This is a genomic window from Pseudomonas sp. p21 (assembly GCF_001642705.1).
Classification (GTDB): Bacteria; Pseudomonadota; Gammaproteobacteria; order Pseudomonadales; family Pseudomonadaceae; genus Aquipseudomonas.
The window spans coordinates 58747-74264 of record NZ_LWBV01000007.1 but is presented as its reverse complement, the minus strand read 5'-3'; the positions used below and the strand labels follow the sequence as shown (position 1 = coordinate 74264).

At 62.6% G+C, this 15518-nt stretch carries 12 protein-coding genes; 9 read left to right on the top strand and 3 right to left on the bottom strand.

Going from position 1 to position 15518, the window contains the following annotated elements; genetic code table 11:
- The first annotated feature begins 5 nt into the window (after window positions 1-5).
- The 3 genes from A4C63_RS19565 to A4C63_RS19555 are packed head-to-tail and all read left to right on the top strand — an operon-like array spanning window position 6 to window position 3520.
- Window positions 6-1121 carry a hypothetical protein gene (locus A4C63_RS19565; protein ID WP_063914148.1) on the top strand — a complete coding sequence of 372 codons (1116 nt, stop codon included), beginning with the start codon at window positions 6-8 and terminating at the stop codon, window positions 1119-1121.
- A 19-nt stretch (window positions 1122-1140) separates the two neighbouring features.
- Window positions 1141-2703, top strand: a complete 1563-nt coding sequence (locus tag A4C63_RS19560) for a Wzz/FepE/Etk N-terminal domain-containing protein (RefSeq protein WP_063914147.1) — start codon at window positions 1141-1143, stop codon at window positions 2701-2703.
- Between the two features lie 10 nt (window positions 2704-2713).
- Window positions 2714-3520, top strand: coding sequence for a CpsD/CapB family tyrosine-protein kinase (locus A4C63_RS19555; RefSeq protein WP_063914146.1), 807 nt, complete (start codon window positions 2714-2716; stop codon window positions 3518-3520).
- Between the two features lie 423 nt (window positions 3521-3943).
- Here the strand turns inward: A4C63_RS19555 and galE are convergent, their stop codons facing one another.
- The 3 genes from galE to A4C63_RS19540 form a co-directional block, all read right to left on the bottom strand.
- Window positions 3944-4918 carry a UDP-glucose 4-epimerase GalE gene (gene galE, locus A4C63_RS19550; protein ID WP_063914145.1) on the bottom strand — a complete coding sequence of 325 codons (975 nt, stop codon included), beginning with the start codon at window positions 4916-4918 and terminating at the stop codon, window positions 3944-3946.
- Window positions 4919-4997: 79 nt separating this feature from the next.
- Window positions 4998-7613 carry a cellulase family glycosylhydrolase gene (locus tag A4C63_RS19545; protein ID WP_063914144.1) on the bottom strand — a complete coding sequence of 872 codons (2616 nt, stop codon included), beginning with the start codon at window positions 7611-7613 and terminating at the stop codon, window positions 4998-5000.
- Between the two features lie 5 nt (window positions 7614-7618).
- On the bottom strand, window positions 7619-9145 hold the full coding sequence (locus A4C63_RS19540) for an O-antigen ligase family protein (RefSeq protein ID WP_063914143.1): 1527 nt from the start codon (window positions 9143-9145) through the stop codon (window positions 7619-7621).
- A 96-nt stretch (window positions 9146-9241) separates the two neighbouring features.
- Here A4C63_RS19540 and A4C63_RS19535 point away from each other — a divergent pair, with 96 nt between their 5' ends.
- The 6 genes from A4C63_RS19535 to A4C63_RS19510 all read left to right on the top strand — a co-directional run bounded on the left by A4C63_RS19535 (window position 9242) and on the right by A4C63_RS19510 (window position 15509).
- Window positions 9242-10618 (top strand): oligosaccharide flippase family protein, encoded by a 1377-nt coding sequence (locus tag A4C63_RS19535; protein WP_063914142.1) that lies wholly within the window; start codon window positions 9242-9244, stop codon window positions 10616-10618.
- Between the two features lie 236 nt (window positions 10619-10854).
- Window positions 10855-12321 carry an FAD-dependent oxidoreductase gene (locus A4C63_RS19530; protein WP_063914141.1) on the top strand — a complete coding sequence of 489 codons (1467 nt, stop codon included), beginning with the start codon at window positions 10855-10857 and terminating at the stop codon, window positions 12319-12321.
- A 105-nt stretch (window positions 12322-12426) separates the two neighbouring features.
- On the top strand, window positions 12427-13044 hold the full coding sequence (locus tag A4C63_RS19525; RefSeq protein ID WP_063914140.1) for a DapH/DapD/GlmU-related protein: 618 nt from the start codon (window positions 12427-12429) through the stop codon (window positions 13042-13044).
- Window positions 13037-13993, top strand: a complete 957-nt coding sequence (locus A4C63_RS19520) for a glycosyltransferase family 2 protein (protein WP_063914139.1) — start codon at window positions 13037-13039, stop codon at window positions 13991-13993. Before A4C63_RS19525 ends, A4C63_RS19520 begins: the two co-directional genes overlap by 8 nt.
- Before the next feature lie 8 nt (window positions 13994-14001).
- Entirely contained in the window at window positions 14002-14526 is a 525-nt protein-coding gene (locus A4C63_RS19515) for a serine O-acetyltransferase (protein ID WP_063914138.1), read from the top strand.
- A 5-nt stretch (window positions 14527-14531) separates the two neighbouring features.
- The gene (locus A4C63_RS19510) at window positions 14532-15509 is read left to right on the top strand and encodes a glycosyltransferase family 2 protein (RefSeq protein ID WP_063914137.1); all 978 of its coding nucleotides are present in this window, start codon (window positions 14532-14534) and stop codon (window positions 15507-15509) included.
- Window positions 15510-15518: the final 9 nt, after the last annotated feature.

Here is a 15518-nt window from a genome sequence, read left to right as displayed (position 1 = left end):
ACTTAATGCCTCTTCTTAGAACAACTAGCATTGCAACGGCAATCTTGGTGTTGCCGTTTACGGACACGGTCCTGGCAGCAAATTGGCAGTCTACGGTGGTGGTACCGACATCCGTCGAATACGACAGCAACCCCTTGCTGCTGTCGTCGGGTGAAAAGGGCATAACGCGCACGATCATCGCGCCGGATTACACCCTGATCGGTACCTTCGACCGTGACGAACTGAGGTTGGGGCTGGGCATGCATGTATTGCGCTCGTCCGACACGGCGGTGGTCGACAACCGTGAGGACCCCGATGTAAGCCTGGGCTGGCAGCGCCAGACCGAGCGCGGGCGCTTTGGCCTGCTGGCGCGCTATAACGAAAGTTCGACGCTGTCGGGAACGGTGCTGGATACCGGCGTGGTCACCACCGATGGTACGCAAAAGCTGTATACGCTGACCGGCAACTGGAGCCAGGCAGTTACCGAACGCAGCACCTTGAGCAACGAAACCACGTACAACCGTGCTCGTTATGACATCAGTACGCTGACGGGTTACGACGAACTGGGCAACGTGTTCACCTGGACCTACGCCTGGAGTGAGCGGGCTGATGTGTACAGCCGCTTTGGCGCCCGGCGCTATGAGCCCGAGCAGGATCAGACGGCGACGGCCTCGAACAGCTACAGCCCGGCGATCGGGGTCAAGTACCAGTTCTCCGAACGCCTCAGCGCCGATGCGCATGTGGGCGTCACCAAGGTTTCCGGCGACGAAGGTGGGCAACGCGGGGAGGGTGGGGTTGCGCTGCTGTACACCGGTGTGCGCGCCGACGCCAGCTTCACCGCCGAACGCAGCACGGTGGCCAGCGCCGAAGGCGGCTTCGCCGAACTGGACCAAGTGCGCGGTGTGTGGAGTTACGCCGTCAGCGAGCTGACCCGGGTGGGCGCGGACGCTGCCTGGCAGGACAGCAAAGGGCAGACCCCCAACACCCTGCAGACTTACAGCGTGTGGGCCAGCCGCCAGTTTTCGCCGTACTGGGATCTGCGCCTGTCGTTGATGTACAAGGAACGGCAGCAGGATCACGAAGCCGATGCAAACGCTACGATCGTGGGTTTGACGTTGACGTACAGGTACCCCGACATCTGAACTTCAGGCAGGTGGCCCCATGAAGTCTGACTACGAGCTCTCCCTCAGAGATTACATCGCCATAATCAAGGACCGGGGCCTGATATTGGGGGTGAGCATCGTAGTCATCCTGGCCGCGACCGTCGCTGTCGCAGTGATGGTGCCGCCGATCTACCAGTCGACCGGCACCATCCTGGTGGAGTCGCAGCAGATTTCGCCCGAGCTGGTGTCGACCAACAACACCAGCTTTGCCGATGAGCGCATCGAGGTGATTCGCCAGCGGGTGATGACCCGCGAGAACCTGCTGCGCATCATCGGCAAGTACAACCTGTTCCCCGACAAACGCTTCAGCGAAAGCGACAAGATCGACCACATGCGCAGTGCCGTCGTGGTCGAGACCCTCACCACCTATGTGCGCGGGCGCGGTGAAGCGACCGTGGCGTTCAATGTCTCCTTCGAGCACAAGCAGCCGGAAGTGGCCAAGGAAGTCGCCGACGAACTGGTGACGCTGTTCCTCAACGAGAACCTCAAGCAGCGTACCGAGCGGGCCAATGAAACCACCGAGTTCCTCACTCAGGAGGCGAACAAGCTGGGGGCCGAGCTGGCCAGCCTGGAAAACCAGCTGGCGGATTTCAAGCAGGCGCACGCCAATGCCTTGCCCGAGCACCAGACCCTGCGCATGAACATGCTGTCGCGGTCGGAGCTGGAGTTCCGCGAGGTCGACCGTGATTACAAGGCCGCCCAGGAAGAACTGCGTTACCTGGAACTGGAACTGTCCGCGGCCAATGCCGGGCTGGCCACCAAGGCCGGCGAAGGCCCCAGGGCGGCCAGTGCCGAACAGCCCCAGGACCTGCCCAGCCTGAAGGCCGAGTATGCCCAGTTGCTGAGCCGCTACAAGGAAGCCCACCCCGATGTGGTGGCAGTCAAGCGCAGGATCCAGGCGCTCGAAGCCAGTGGCAATCGCACGGCGGCGGCGTCTACGGTCGGCCTTGATGTTGCCCGCGTACGCGCCAAGATGAGCGCAGCGCAGGAGCGTATTGCTTCGCTGGCCGAGCAGAAGCGCGAGTTGACCCGCAAGATGGAAGGCTACGAGGCCGAGATCCTTGAGGCGCCGCAGGTCGAGCGTGGCCTGGTGACCTTGATGCGTGACCACGACAACGCGCGCAAGAAGTATGAGGAAATCCGCGCCAAGGAAATGGGCGCGAAGATTACCGAAAGCCTGGAGCAGGAGAACAAGGCCGAGCGCTTTGTACTGCTGGAACCACCGCTGATGCCCGAGAAACCGATCAAGCCCAACCGCAAGAAAATCGCCGCGCTGGGCCTGGTGCTGGCACCGGCAGGTGGCGGTGCGCTGGTGATGTTGCTGGAAATGTTCAATCAGCGTATTCGCGGCGTCGGAGCCCTGGAAAACCTGCTGGGCAGGCGGGTGCTGGTGGCGCTGCCCTACATCGATACCAAGGCCGACGTGGCCAGGCGCAAGCGTTGGCGCAACTGGCTGATCCTGGCGGCACTGGCGCTGGCGGCTATCATGGTAGTGCTGGTGCACGTGTTCTACATGCCACTGGATGTGCTGTTGTTAAAAGTCATGTCTCGGTTTGCATAGGGAAGCAGTGATGGACGGGACCAAGCAGGCTGTTGGCAATAATCTTCACCCGGTTACCCCAGGCACCCCGCAGGCCTTGTCACCCGCCCCAGGAACGGCGCTGGCGGAAGTGCCTGGCCAGTTTGATTACGTGAACACCAAGGTGGTGCCGCTGCGTGCGGAGCACCTGGAGCGTCACCGCATCGTTGCCTACAACAAGAACTCGCACATGAACGGGCCGATCGACCTGCTGCGCACGCAAGTGCTCAGGACCATGGATGAGAATGGCTGGCGAACCTTGGCCATCACCTCGCCAACCCCTGAAGCGGGCAAGACGGTGCTGGCGATCAACTTGGCCATGAGCATCGCCCACCACACCACCAAGACCGCGTTGCTGGTGGACTTCGACCTGCGTCGGCCCAAGGTCGGCAGCACTCTGGGCCTACCCATGGACCAGGCGCTGAACGAGTTCCTGACGGACAAGGCCGAGTTGCAGGACTGCCTGGTCAACCCGACTTTGCCTCGGTTTGTGGTGCTGCCGACGCGGGTACCGGTACCGTTGTCTACTGAAATGCTGTCGTCGCCCAAAGTGAGCAACCTGATCAGTGAACTGCGCAACCGCTACGAGTCGCGCATCTGCATTTTCGATTTGCCGCCGCTGCTCAGCTCTGACGATGCGATCACCGTGATACCCAAGTTCGACTGTGTGCTGCTGGTGGTGGCCAACGGTATGAACAACAGGAAGGAAATCGAGGATTGCCTGCATCACCTGGCCAGGGTGAACCTGGTGGGGACGGTATTGAACAAGGCCGACGAGCAGCCACGGACCTATTACTGAAGCTTTAGATCCCGGGGCTGCTTTACAGCCCTTTCGCGACACAAAGGTATGGCGCACTCCTTCGGCTGGCGGGGATCCTGTGGGAGCGGGCATGCCCGCGAAGCAGGCGACGCGGTGGATGGCACCGGCTGCGCCGGTGTTCGCGGGCGCGCCCGCTCCCACAGGCATGGCGCATTCTTTCGGCTGGTGGGGATCCTGTGGGAGCGGGCATGCCCGCGAAGCAGGCGACGCGGTGGATGGCACCGGCTGCGCCGGTGTTCGCGGGCGCGCCCGCTCCCACAGGTATGGCGCATTCCTTCAGCTGGCGGGGTCCCTGTGGGAGCGGGTTCACCCGCGAAGCAGGCGAAGCGGTGGATGGCACCGGCTACGCCGGTGTTCGCGGGCGCGCCCGCTCCCACAGGGAGGCGCAGCGCCTTCCGAACTTCAGGCCTGACGCGTAACCCAGGGATACTGCAACTCCCACTGCCATGCATGCCGCACAATCGGCTCCAGCGTGGCAAACTCCGGCCGCCAGCCCAGCATGTCCATCGCCTTGCCAGCATCGGCCACCAACCGGGGCGGGTCGCCGGGGCGGCGGGGCGCGTCGAGGGTGCGGATCGGTCGGCCAGTCACCGCCCGGGCCGTGTCGATCACCTGCTGCACCGAAAAGCCCAGCCCATTGCCCAGGTTGAACGCGGTTCGTTCGCCACCCGCCAGCAGGTAATCCACCGCCAGTGCATGGGCCGCCGCCAGGTCGGCCACATGCACATAGTCGCGTATGCAGGTACCATCCGGCGTGTCGTAGTCGCGACCAAACACCGTTACCGCCTCACGCCGGCCCGAGGCAGCCTGCAGGATCAACGGGATCAGGTGGGTTTCGGGGTCATGGCGCTCCCCCAACTGGCCTTCCGGGTCAGCACCCGCTGCATTGAAGTAACGCAGGCATACCGACTTCAAGCCGTAGGCCCGGTCGAAGTCCTCGAGAATCTGTTCGACCATCCATTTGCTCAGCCCATACGGGTTGATCGGCCCCTTGGCATGCGCTTCGTCGATCGGCACATACTGCGGGTTGCCGTAAACCGCAGCACTGGAAGAAAACACCAGGTACCTGATACCGGCATTCACCATGGCCTGCAGGAGGGCAAGGGTGGCCGCGACATTGTTCTGGTAGTACTTGCCGGGCACGCTGACCGACTCGCCCACCTGGATGAACGAGGCAAAGTGGAACACGGCATCGAAACGGCAAACGCCAAACAGCACATCCAGGGCGGGTTCGTCGGCGATGTCCAGTTTCGCCCACTGGATGCCGGGGCCGGGCGAGACCAGGTCCGCCACCACTACCTCATGGCCTGCACCGAGCAGGTGCTTGACCATGTGCGAGCCAATGTAGCCCGCGCCACCGACAACCAGAAACTTCATCCATGCCTCCTGGACTCTGCTGTTGTACAGCCGCGCTTTTCAGCTACAGGTCTGTTGTGAGGGTAGATGGCCATATACCCTATTTCAAGAACAGCCAGTTGGACATGTACTTGCCGTCGAACGTGATGCTGTAGCGCCCATCCTGGTAAGCCATCGGCAACGGTTTCAACTGTGCCTGTGCATCCCGGGCGAACAGCTTCAGGCCAGCGGGCGCCTTGATGCTCAAGGTGCCAGCAAGCGGCTCGACGTTGAAGGGTGTCTTGTCATCGGCCTTGGGCACAGCACGGGTGCCCAGCGACACCAGCAGCTCGCGCGACTGGCCCAAGGGTTTGCCGTCCAGGCTTTGCACCACGACGCTGGCGTACGGTGTTTGTGCTTGCACCTGGATGGCGCCGAGGCTGATCGAGCGACCTCCCAGCCAGCCGGTCGCGGCCTGGGTCAGCGGTGTGTTGATGGTGTAGATGCCCTGTTGCCAGTTGCGCTTGAGTTCACCCGTGTCGCTGACTGCCTCCGTGGCGTCGGCTGGCAGCAGGGACTGCCCCGGGTCCTGCAGCACCTGCGCACCGGCAGGGATGGCGGCGGGTTTCAGCCAGGGCAACTCCGGCGTCTGTGGCAGGGCGATCTGCAGTTGGCCCTTTTCCATGGCCGTGCGCAGCAGCGGCGAGTTGCGCGGGGTGACCTCCTGGTTGTACAGGGTGGCGGGGGGCGGCGCGAACACGTAGCGGGTAGTGGCCGGCTTCACATCCGCACGGCGATAGAGCAGGGCGGCAGCGGGCAGGGTGGCGATCATCGCCGGGTCGTTGTACGCGTGCCAGTTATCCGCTGTGCGCCAGCCTGGGTTGAAGGCCTGCTGGCTGTAGGCGTACTGCATCATCGCGTCCCAGCCCTGGTGGGCGGCGGTGCCGGCCACGTACAGCGGCAGTGTGTGACGGTCGGGCAGTGGGAAGGGCTCGGCGTTCCACTCGGTGACAGTCAGCGGCTTGCCGACCACCTGGGCCGCGGCGATCCAGTCGATCATGCCGTCGCTGCTCAACGGGTTCTTCTCCAGTTGGCCATTGGCGCCGTAGCTATGGGCGTCGACGATATCGCCTGCGGTCAGTGCCGGCAGCGCGCTCAGGCCATTGCCGCCCCAGGTACTGGTGGTGGCGATCGGCACTTTCACACCGAGGCCGCGCAGGTGGGCGATCATGTCGGCGTTGAAGCGTTGTTCCAGGTCGTTGAGGAACAGCTTTGAAGGGCCATGCTCCCAGGCGCGCCAGGTGAGATCGGTGGGCAGGTCATAGCGTTTGGCGAAGGCTTTGGCCGCCTCCATGTAGCGCCCGCTGTGACGCGGTACGTCCTTGTTCGGCATCAGGGCGTTACCATAATGCTGGGTGAGGTCGTTCTCATTGGTGAGCAGCACGGCAGCGATGGCCGGGTCGTCCTTGTAAGCAAGGCCGGTGTATTCGTTCACATGGGTCAGGTACTGCTCGGCAAAGCGTTTCATCGCGTTCTGGATACTGTTGTTCACATAGGCGTAACCCTTCAGGTCAACGCGTTCCTCTCCCTTGGCCAGTTCCTTGAAGTCATCGATGTGGTCATTGGCGGTAAGCGCACGCTGCACATGCATGTCCAGCCAGATATAGACGCCTTCGTCCTTGAGTGCCTTGATCCACAGGTCGAGCTTGCGCAGCGATTCGGCACTGAGTTGCTGGGTATCGCGCACCAGCGAGCCGTCGCCAAACACGTTCGGGCTGACCCATGGCGAGTCGTGGTGGTGCAGGCGCACCAGGTTGAAGCCCAGAGCCGACAGGCGCTTGGCCTGCTGGCGGATTTCTTCGTCAGGGCTCTTGAACAACGAATAGGCGGACAGGTTGGTGCCCCAGAAGCGCACCGGGGTGTTGTCCTCGAACATCAGCTGTTCGCCGACGGCCTTGACGAAGCCACGCTTGCCGGCAGGCTTTTCCGCGGCATTGAGGAACGACAGGTCCACTGGTGAGGTGCGCCAGTCCAGTTGGTCGTCGGGCCAACCGGCGGGGTCGACCAGGCCGAAGCGTTCGCTGGGCGTGGGCCCCAGGTCGATGTCGCCGGTGATGTTGAGCACCGCCTTGATCTGCTGCCGGCCAGCGCTGATCGGGTCGCTGTAGATGAACGCACGCAGTTCGGACGGGTTGCCGCGCTCGAAATACACCTTGGCCAGTGGCGGGTCGAAGCGCATTTCGATGCGCCGGCCCTGTTCAGTCTTGCCCCACGACCAGCCACGGTTGCCGGGCAGCAGTTGCGGGGCGCCCATGCCCCCGGCAATTTGCATCGGGTCGAACTGGAACACCATGCCGCCACCCATTACGCCGGCCTGGCGGCTGTGGGCGTCGAGGTCGAAGGCCCAGCTCAGGGTTTGCGCCTGCGCCTTGCGGATATCCGCCGCCAGGTCGAAGTCCAGCTCCTTGTTCTTGCCCTGCAGCGTGTAGTGGTAGGGTCCATTGACCTTGAACGTGGTGGCGAACCCCGTCCAGCTCCAGTTGGCCGCCCAGAAGTCGAACTTGGCTTTCATCACCGGCCCACCACCGTGTGTCACCATGGGCAGGCCATTCTGTTCATCGACGCTGACTTGCCACGCCGATGCCCAGCTGGTGAGCGGCAGCAAGGCCAGGCCAGCAATGGCGGAAACCCGCAGCAGGGTTGGAAAACCTGGGCAGCGCAGGGTGAGCACGTTCATGGGCGTTACCTGGGTTGAAGGCCGGGGTCGGCCAGCGCGATGGCCTGGCTGTTCTGCAGCCTGCGGACCATCTGGACGTAGGCCACGCCCAGTCCGGCGACAGACCAGTACACCACCGGGATGAAGGTGATGCTGCTGACGGTGAAGATGATCACCAGGATGCCGATCAGTGTCGCCAGCAATACCCGGCCGAGCTGGCGTCGCTCGTCGTCCTTGTCGGGGAAACTGCGCATGGCCTTGCGGATGCCGTGCAGTACAGTGGCGAAGAACGCCACGAAAAGGCCAAGCCCGACCAGCCCGACCCGCAGTGCAAGGTTGATATAGGTGTTGACGATGTCGATGATGCCTTCACCCTGGATCATTGATTGCATTTCCGGGGTGTTGCGGAAGTCGAACGAGCCGAACAGCGGGTTGCGCTGGATGACTATCCACGAGTTGTCCATCAGCCGTTCGCGGTAGGTGATGTTCTCTTTCTCGAGGTTACCAATGAACGGCAGCAGGTCCAGTACCTTGTCGCCACCGGGCACGATGGTCAGCAAGGGCAGGGCCAGCATGCCGGCCGCGGCGAGCAGCGCCAGGCGCCTGACCGCACCTTTGCCCAGGGCGATGAACACCACCACGATGACCACGGCGCCGATCCACGGGCCACGGGACAGTGGCGCGAACAGCCCGGCGGCCAGCAGCAGGGCGCCCAGCGCCCGCTGCAACGGGCGGCGCACATAACCCTGGACGAACAGGAACAGGCCGATGGCCACGCTCATCACATAGCCCAGGGCGATCGCCTGCCCGGTGGTGACGCTGGCACGCAGCGAACCGCCACGGCTCAGGTAGCCGGACATGCTCCACGGCACGCCCATGGCGTCGATCAGGGCACTGTACAGCAGCCAGTGGCGTACGTACTCGGCCACGCCGATCAGGGCCAGGACGAAGGAGGCAAGCACGAAGGCCAGCAGGGTGTCCTTGAAGTCGCTGATCTGGCGCAGGCCACGGCTGGCCACGTAATACGGCAGGAACACATCGACATACAGGTACAGCGTCTGGCGCAGGGTGTCGGTCAGGGTGGTTTCGCGCAGGTACAGCACGCTCATCAGCACCAGGCCGGCCGCCAGCAGTCTGTCGGGCCAGGTGCGGCCAAAGCGCAGGGTGTCGCCTTGCAGGCGCAGGGCCAGGGCCGCCGGCAACAGCACGCACAGGGTCAGCAGGCGGATATGGTTGAGGTCGACCAGGTAATTGACCACGCCAAACCCGGGCACCTGCACCGAAGCCGGCGGGATCAGGAACAGCAGCATGTAGAACAGCGCCATGGGGTTGTGCTCGCGGCGCCCGGCGATAAACAGGATGACGGCGCCCGCACCCAGGTACAGCCAGAAACTGTGCGAGACGAAGGCCAGCAGGGTAAGCAGGAACCACAGGTTGCGCCGGCGCTTGAAGGCGCTCAGCGGGATCAGGTCGGTGGCAGGCCGCCGCGCCAGCAGGAAGACCACGCTCGCCAGAAACAGGATGACGATCAACGCACGAAAATGTTCAGGCATTGGCTATGTACACCTTTCCCTCGGCGGGCAACGGCTAGCATCGTGGCTAATTGAAACTATAGTGACCTTTTAGCCAATCAGTCAGAGATTGACGTCATGCCGTCGATTGATGTGTCAGCCACCGCGAGCCTGCGCAAGCGGGCTCTGAGGGCCGGGTCATGGAACCTGGTTTCGCAGGTGGCGTCACAGGTGATGCGCCTTGGCGGCAACCTGGTCATGGCCCGCTTGCTGCTGCCGGAAATGTTCGGGGTGATGGTCATCGCCACCACCGTTTCGGTACTCCTGCATTTGCTGTCCGATGTCGGCCTGCGCCAGAACATCATCCAGAGCCATCGCGGTGACGATCCGCATTTTCTCAATACCGCATGGACCGTGCAGATCATCCGCGGCTTCGTGCTGTTTGCCCTGACCTTGCTGCTAGCCCTGGGGGCCTGGCTTGCCCAGCTGGCCGAGCTGTGGCCGGCGGACTCTACCTATGCCGCTCCGGTGTTGCCGATGGTGCTGGCGGCAACCGGGCTGTCGGCGGTGATCTGGGGCTTCCAGTCCACCAAGATAGATGTGGCGGTACGAACTTTCCAACAGAAGCGTGTGGTGCTGGTCGACCTGGCCTCGCAGGTGATCGGCCTGTTGGTGATGCTGGTGTTGGGCTACCTGACACACTCGGTCTGGGCGCTGGTGATCGCCGGCCTGGTGTCGGCCCTGGCCTGGACCCTGCTGGGCCACACCGCCCTCAAAGGGCACAGCAACCGCCTGCAGTGGGACCGCAGCGCGCTGAACGAACTGATCGTATTTGGCCGCTGGATTCTGCTGTCGTCGATGGTCGGCGTGCTGGCCATGTACGGTGACCGCATGTGGTTTGGCGCCAGCATGACGGCGGCACAACTGGGGGTGTATTCGATTGCCGTGCTGATCCTCGGTGCCGTGCAGACCGCGCTGATGAAAATTTTCGGTGCCGTGGCGCTGCCCGCCTTCAGCGAAGCGGCTCGGGCCGATGACAAGGAGCGCCTGAAGGCGCTGTATCACCGCTTCCGTCTGCTGGTCGACCTGCTGGTGCTGTTCATCTGTGGCGGTTTCCTGACCGCCAGCCCGCTGCTGATCAGCTGGATGTACGACGACCGCTACCGTGAAGCAGGCCCGATGCTGGCGATTCTTTCGCTGTCGTTCCTCACATTGCGCTATACCTTGGCTCATCAGGTGTGGATTGCCCTGGGCCTGACCAAGTACCAGGCCATGGACAACATCATCCGCCTGGTCTCGCTGTGGGGGCTGCTACCGCTGTTGCTGGCGATTGGCGGTGTGGACTGGGCGATCTGGGGGGTTGCCCTGCATGCCGTGCCAACTCTGGTGCTGATCGTGTATGTGAATTGCAAACTGGATATCTTCAGCCTCAAACGTGAACTGGTGGTGCTGCCGATGCTACTGGTCGGGGCGCTTTGCGGGGCTCTGCTGACAGCCTTTTTCAACTGGCTGTAATGCGGCTTGCTGGGTGAAACTTTCAAAGATACAGGTCACGGGATCATGGGGAAGCTTACTTTTTGTACTGCGCAGTTGGGTCGTAGAGGCTTTCTCCAGAGTTGTGTCTTGCTGGGCGTTGGTGGTGTGGTGTTCGGCGCTACGGCAGCCGTTGCCAGTCAACCTGCCGACAGGTCCGGGTTTGTAGTGATCAACGGCTGGGTATTGCCGTCCCGTTACTTCCGGAACGAACACGCATGATCAAGGACTATCAGCAGCAGAAGGTACTGCGCGACAGCTACGATGTCTGCATCATTGGCGCCGGCCCGGCGGGTATCACCCTGGGCTTGCGCCTGGCCGCCGCCGGCTGGAGCGTACTGCTTGCCGAAGGCGGCGGGCGTGAGTACTCGGCGAACTCGCAAGCCTTGTACGCCTGTGCGTCCACCGGCCTGGAGCTGTATGCCAAGGAAGCTCGGCTACGTTACCTCGGCGGCACATCCAACCATTGGGCAGGCCGTTGCCGGCCGTTCAGCCCCTCGGACTTTTCCATTCCCCCCCTTGGCGACTTGCCTGGCTGGCCCATTCCCTATTCGGAAATCGCAGGCTACTTGCCTGCTGCCATGGAAATCGTCGACCTGCCGCCTGGGTCGGATTTTCACGCGTTGAATACTGGCCTGGACGGCGGTGACTTCGAGCCAGACCGCTTTCTGCTCAGCCCGCCAACGCGCTTTGCGCAAAAATACGCCACGGCCCTCGAGCAGACCCAAGGCCTGGATGTATTCATCAACTGCAATTGCGTGAACCTGGAGTTTGACCAGGCCTCTGGCCGCCTGGCCGCAGTCGTACTGTCCGATTACGAGTGCAATCGCCAGCGCCTGGTTGCGAGAAACTTCGTGCTGGCCACCGGTGCCATCGAGAATGCCCGGCAACTGCTCAACAGTGAGTCGTTGGTGGCGGCCGGGGTCGTGAGCAAGGACGGGCTGGTCGGCGGGTGCTTCATGGAGCATCTGAACATTGACCTTGGCACCTTCATCCTCAAGTCGGGGCTGGCCCCTGAGCCGCGCGAGTACTACACCACCGATGCCTTCGTTGACGAATACAAGGCAGGTAAAGGCAATGTCAGGGCCGCCTTGCTGGCCGATGTGCAAACCTATGGTCGTACTGCCGAGGTCAAGCATTTTCTGGAGAACCTGGCCTGTGACATGGGGGTTGCCAGCAAGATTGCCTTCGTGGCCAGGTTCAGTTGCCCCGGTGACGGTGTGATCAGCACCATGATCGAGCAGTTCCCCAACCTGCACAGCCGCATTTCGCTGCTGGATGAGAAGGACGCACTGGGCGTGGCCAAGGTCAATGTCAATTGGGCACTGACCGCAGATGACCGGCACACCATCAAGTGCATTGGCAGCGAACTGGCCAAGCAGTGGGCGGACATGAACCTGGGGTTCATCAAGCTCAATGACTTCGTTTACGACACCTCGATACCGCTGAAATTGTCGCCACATGCCCACCACATGGGTACCACTCGCATGGCATCGTCGGCGCAATTCGGTGTTGTCGATACCAACTGCAAAGTGTTCGGTACCGAAAACCTATACGTCGCCGGCAGCAGCATCTTTGCCACGGGCGGCGCCTCCAACCCGACCATGCCGCTGCTGCAGTTTGCGGTACGCCTGGCCGACCACCTCGACGCCAGGATGGGCGCGGCCAAGGGCGCCGTGGTGTGATGCATGTTGTACACGAGTTGAGTGCGCTGCGGTCAGTACCCACAAGAACCAGACCAGACGTGCCTCAGGAACAGTCCAGATTGCTTTGATTGCGAGGCGGGCAGCATGAAGGGATGGATACGCAAGGCAGTGACGCACTATGTCCATGCAACGGGGCGAGGAAGCTCGTTTTACAGGAAGTTTTGCAAGCCTTCAGGGCTTGAATGGGGGGCCTACCTTACCCGCTGGGGCAACTTCCACTCGGTAGGCAGCAACTTCTATGTCAATACAGGCTGCAAATTCCTCGACCCTTCGCTGGTTCGCATCGGCAACAGTGTGGGCCTGTCCGATTGCACGCTGATCGGTCATGACGGGGTGGTATTGCTGATTGAACATCGCTTCGGCAAGCACCTGGATTCGGTCGGCTTCATCGACATCAAGGACAATTGCTTCATCGGCCATGGTGCGATCGTCATGCCCCGCGTGACCATCGGCCCTGAGTCGATCGTGGCCGCCGGTTCCGTGGTGACCAAGGACGTGCCGCCGGGCACGGTGTTTGGTGGCAACCCGGCAGAGTTCATCTGCACCACCGAGGCGTTGATCAAACGGGTCGAGGCACGTTGCGAAGCCTACCCGTGGATCGACCTGATCAAGCAGCGCAATGGCGCCTATGACCCGCAGTTGGAGCCGCTGCTGATGGCGCAAAGGCGCCAGTATTTCTTCGGGGATGGCAACAATGGCTAGCAAACCTGTGGACGTCATGGTGGTCAACTTCAACACGGCCGGGCTGCTGCAGCCGATGTTCGATGCGCTGCGCCGGGCCGACAGCGAACGGCTGGCCAGCTACCTGGTGGTGGACAACGCCTCGGTCGATGACTCGCTGCAGCGCATGGCCGAGGTGTGCCCGCAGGCGTTGCTGCTGAGCAACAAGCAGAACGTGGGGTTCGGCCGGGCCAACAACCAATTGCTGGCGCACCTGAAGGGCAAGTACGCCTTGCTGCTGAATACCGATGCCTTCGTCGCCGCCGATTCCCTGCAGAAAACCCTCGATTACATGGACGCCCACCCTGAATGCGGGGTGCTGGGGGTGCGCCTGGAGAGCCGCGACGGCGACCTGCAGCCCAGCTGCCGTTACTTCCCCACACCGCTCAACGTGTTTGTCGGGCGTACCGGGCTGGGGCGCTTCTTCCCGGGCTTGAAGATGGTCGACGAAATGAACTGGGACCACGCCTCGGTCCGCGAGTGCGACTGGCTGCCTGGCTGCTTCTACCTGGTGCGTCGCGAAGTGCTCGATCAGGTGGGCCTGTTCGACCCACGCTACTTTCTTTATTACGAGGAGGTGGACCACTGCAAGCGGGTGAAGGCAGCGGGCTGGAAAGTGGTGTTCTACCCGCACACCACGGTGGTGCACATTGGTGGTGAAAGTTCCAGGTCGGTGGCCGAGCTGGAGGCGGCCAGCCGGCAGATCTCGTCATACCAGATCGAAAGCGAGCTGCTGTACTTTCGCAAGCATCACGGGCTGGCGGGGCTTGCCCTGCACATGCTGCTGGTCACCCTGGGCGACCTGGTGCTGGCACTCAAGGCGCTGTTGAAACGACGCGGCCGGGGCGCAATACAGGCCTGCTGGCGTCACTGCCGGGCGACCTGGTCACTGTTGTTCAAGACCCGGTACGCCAGCCAACCGACAAGGTAGGTGGAGCCATGTTCGAGAATATACGTGCCGACCTGCGTGCCCATGGCGGCGACTGGGGCGCCCAGGGCTTCTGGGTATTGCTGGTGTACCGTTTCGGTCGCTGGCGCTATGGCGTGCGCCCGGCACTGTTGCGCAAGCTGTTTTCGCTCATCTACAAGATCCTTTACAAGTTCGTGCAGATCATCACGGGTGTGGAGCTGCCGTGCGAAGCGGAGATCGGCCGCAACTTCGTCATCGACCATTTTGGCGGCATCGTCATCAGCGGCTATGCCCGGTTCGGCGATGACTGCCGCATCCGCAACGGCGTGGTAGTGGGCCTGAAGAACGTCAACGAACCGGTTGCACCGGTGTTCGGCAATAACGTCGATATCGGCACCGGGGCCAAGGTGCTGGGTAGCATCCGCATCGGCAACAATGTGATCATCGGTGCCAATGCCGTGGTGCTGGTGGATGTGCCGGACAACTCGCTGGCGGTGGGGGTGCCGGCGATCATCAAGGCCAGGCAACCGGCCGCCACGGCGCCCGTCGAGTGAGGCCCATGGCGAGCGGGATTGGTGTGGTGGTGATTGGCCGTAATGAAGGTCAGCGCCTGGAGCGTTGCCTGCGTTCGCTGCTGCATGGGGCGGACAAGGTCATGTACGTCGACTCGGGCTCCACCGATGGTTCACCGCACTTGGCCCGCAGCCTGGGGGTAGAGGTACTGGCGCTGCACATGGGCACCCCGTTCACCGCCGCGCGCGCACGTAACGAAGGCTTTGGCGCCTTGCAGCGGCTGCTGCCGTCGATGCATCTGGTGCAGTTCGTCGATGGCGATTGCGAGGTGGATGGTGGCTGGCTGGCCGCGGCGCAGGCGTTTCTCGACGACCATCCTGAAGTGGCAGTGGTGTGTGGCCGCCGACGCGAGCGCTTTCCTCAGCGGTCGGTGTACAACCTGTTGTGCGACCTGGAGTGGGACACCCCCATCGGCGAAGCCAAGGCGTGTGGTGGTGATGCCCTGATGCGGGTGGATGCCTTCACCACCGTCGGCGGCTTCCGCCCCGATCTGATCGCCGGAGAAGAGCCCGAACTGTGCGTGCGCCTGCGGGCAAAGGGCTGGAAGGTCTGGCGCCTGGACGCCGAGATGACCCTGCACGATGCCGCCATGACCCGTTTCAGCCAATGGTGGCGGCGTAGCCTGCGCGCCGGCCATGCCTATGCCGAGGGGGTTTACCTGCATGGTCAGCCGCCGGAGCGGCACTGGCTGCGCGAATCGCGCCGGGCCTGGCTGTGGGGCCTGGGCATACCCGTGGTGATCGTGCTGGCCTGCCTGCTGCTGGGCGGCTGGGGCCTGTTGTTGCTGTTGGTCTACCCGCTGCAGGCCGTACGCCTGGCCCGTCGAGGTGGCAAGTCGGTGCGGGAGAACTGGCTACAAGCGGTGTTTCTGGTATTGGGCAAGTTCCCGGAAATGCTCGGTCAACTGAAGTTCTTGCGCCACCGCATCGCGGCCGGCAAATCGGCGTTGATCGAGTACAAGTGAGAGAGGCCC

Bases quoted from the DNA above. Each gene is read 5' to 3' on its own strand.
- A4C63_RS19560 (WP_063914147.1), top strand. From the start codon at position 1,141: ATGAAGTCTGACTACGAGCTCTCCCTCAGAGATTACATCGCCATAATC.
- A4C63_RS19565 (WP_063914148.1), top strand. From the start codon at position 6: ATGCCTCTTCTTAGAACAACTAGCATTGCAACGGCAATCTTGGTGTTG.
- A4C63_RS19555 (WP_063914146.1), top strand. From the start codon at position 2,714: ATGGACGGGACCAAGCAGGCTGTTGGCAATAATCTTCACCCGGTTACC.
- A4C63_RS19530 (WP_063914141.1), top strand. From the start codon at position 10,855: ATGATCAAGGACTATCAGCAGCAGAAGGTACTGCGCGACAGCTACGAT.
- A4C63_RS19540 (WP_063914143.1), bottom strand. From the start codon at position 9,145: ATGCCTGAACATTTTCGTGCGTTGATCGTCATCCTGTTTCTGGCGAGC.
- A4C63_RS19545 (WP_063914144.1), bottom strand. From the start codon at position 7,613: ATGAACGTGCTCACCCTGCGCTGCCCAGGTTTTCCAACCCTGCTGCGG.
- A4C63_RS19525 (WP_063914140.1), top strand. From the start codon at position 12,427: ATGAAGGGATGGATACGCAAGGCAGTGACGCACTATGTCCATGCAACG.
- A4C63_RS19535 (WP_063914142.1), top strand. From the start codon at position 9,242: ATGCCGTCGATTGATGTGTCAGCCACCGCGAGCCTGCGCAAGCGGGCT.
- A4C63_RS19520 (WP_063914139.1), top strand. From the start codon at position 13,037: ATGGCTAGCAAACCTGTGGACGTCATGGTGGTCAACTTCAACACGGCC.
- A4C63_RS19515 (WP_063914138.1), top strand. From the start codon at position 14,002: ATGTTCGAGAATATACGTGCCGACCTGCGTGCCCATGGCGGCGACTGG.
- galE (WP_063914145.1), bottom strand. From the start codon at position 4,918: ATGAAGTTTCTGGTTGTCGGTGGCGCGGGCTACATTGGCTCGCACATG.
- A4C63_RS19510 (WP_063914137.1), top strand. From the start codon at position 14,532: ATGGCGAGCGGGATTGGTGTGGTGGTGATTGGCCGTAATGAAGGTCAG.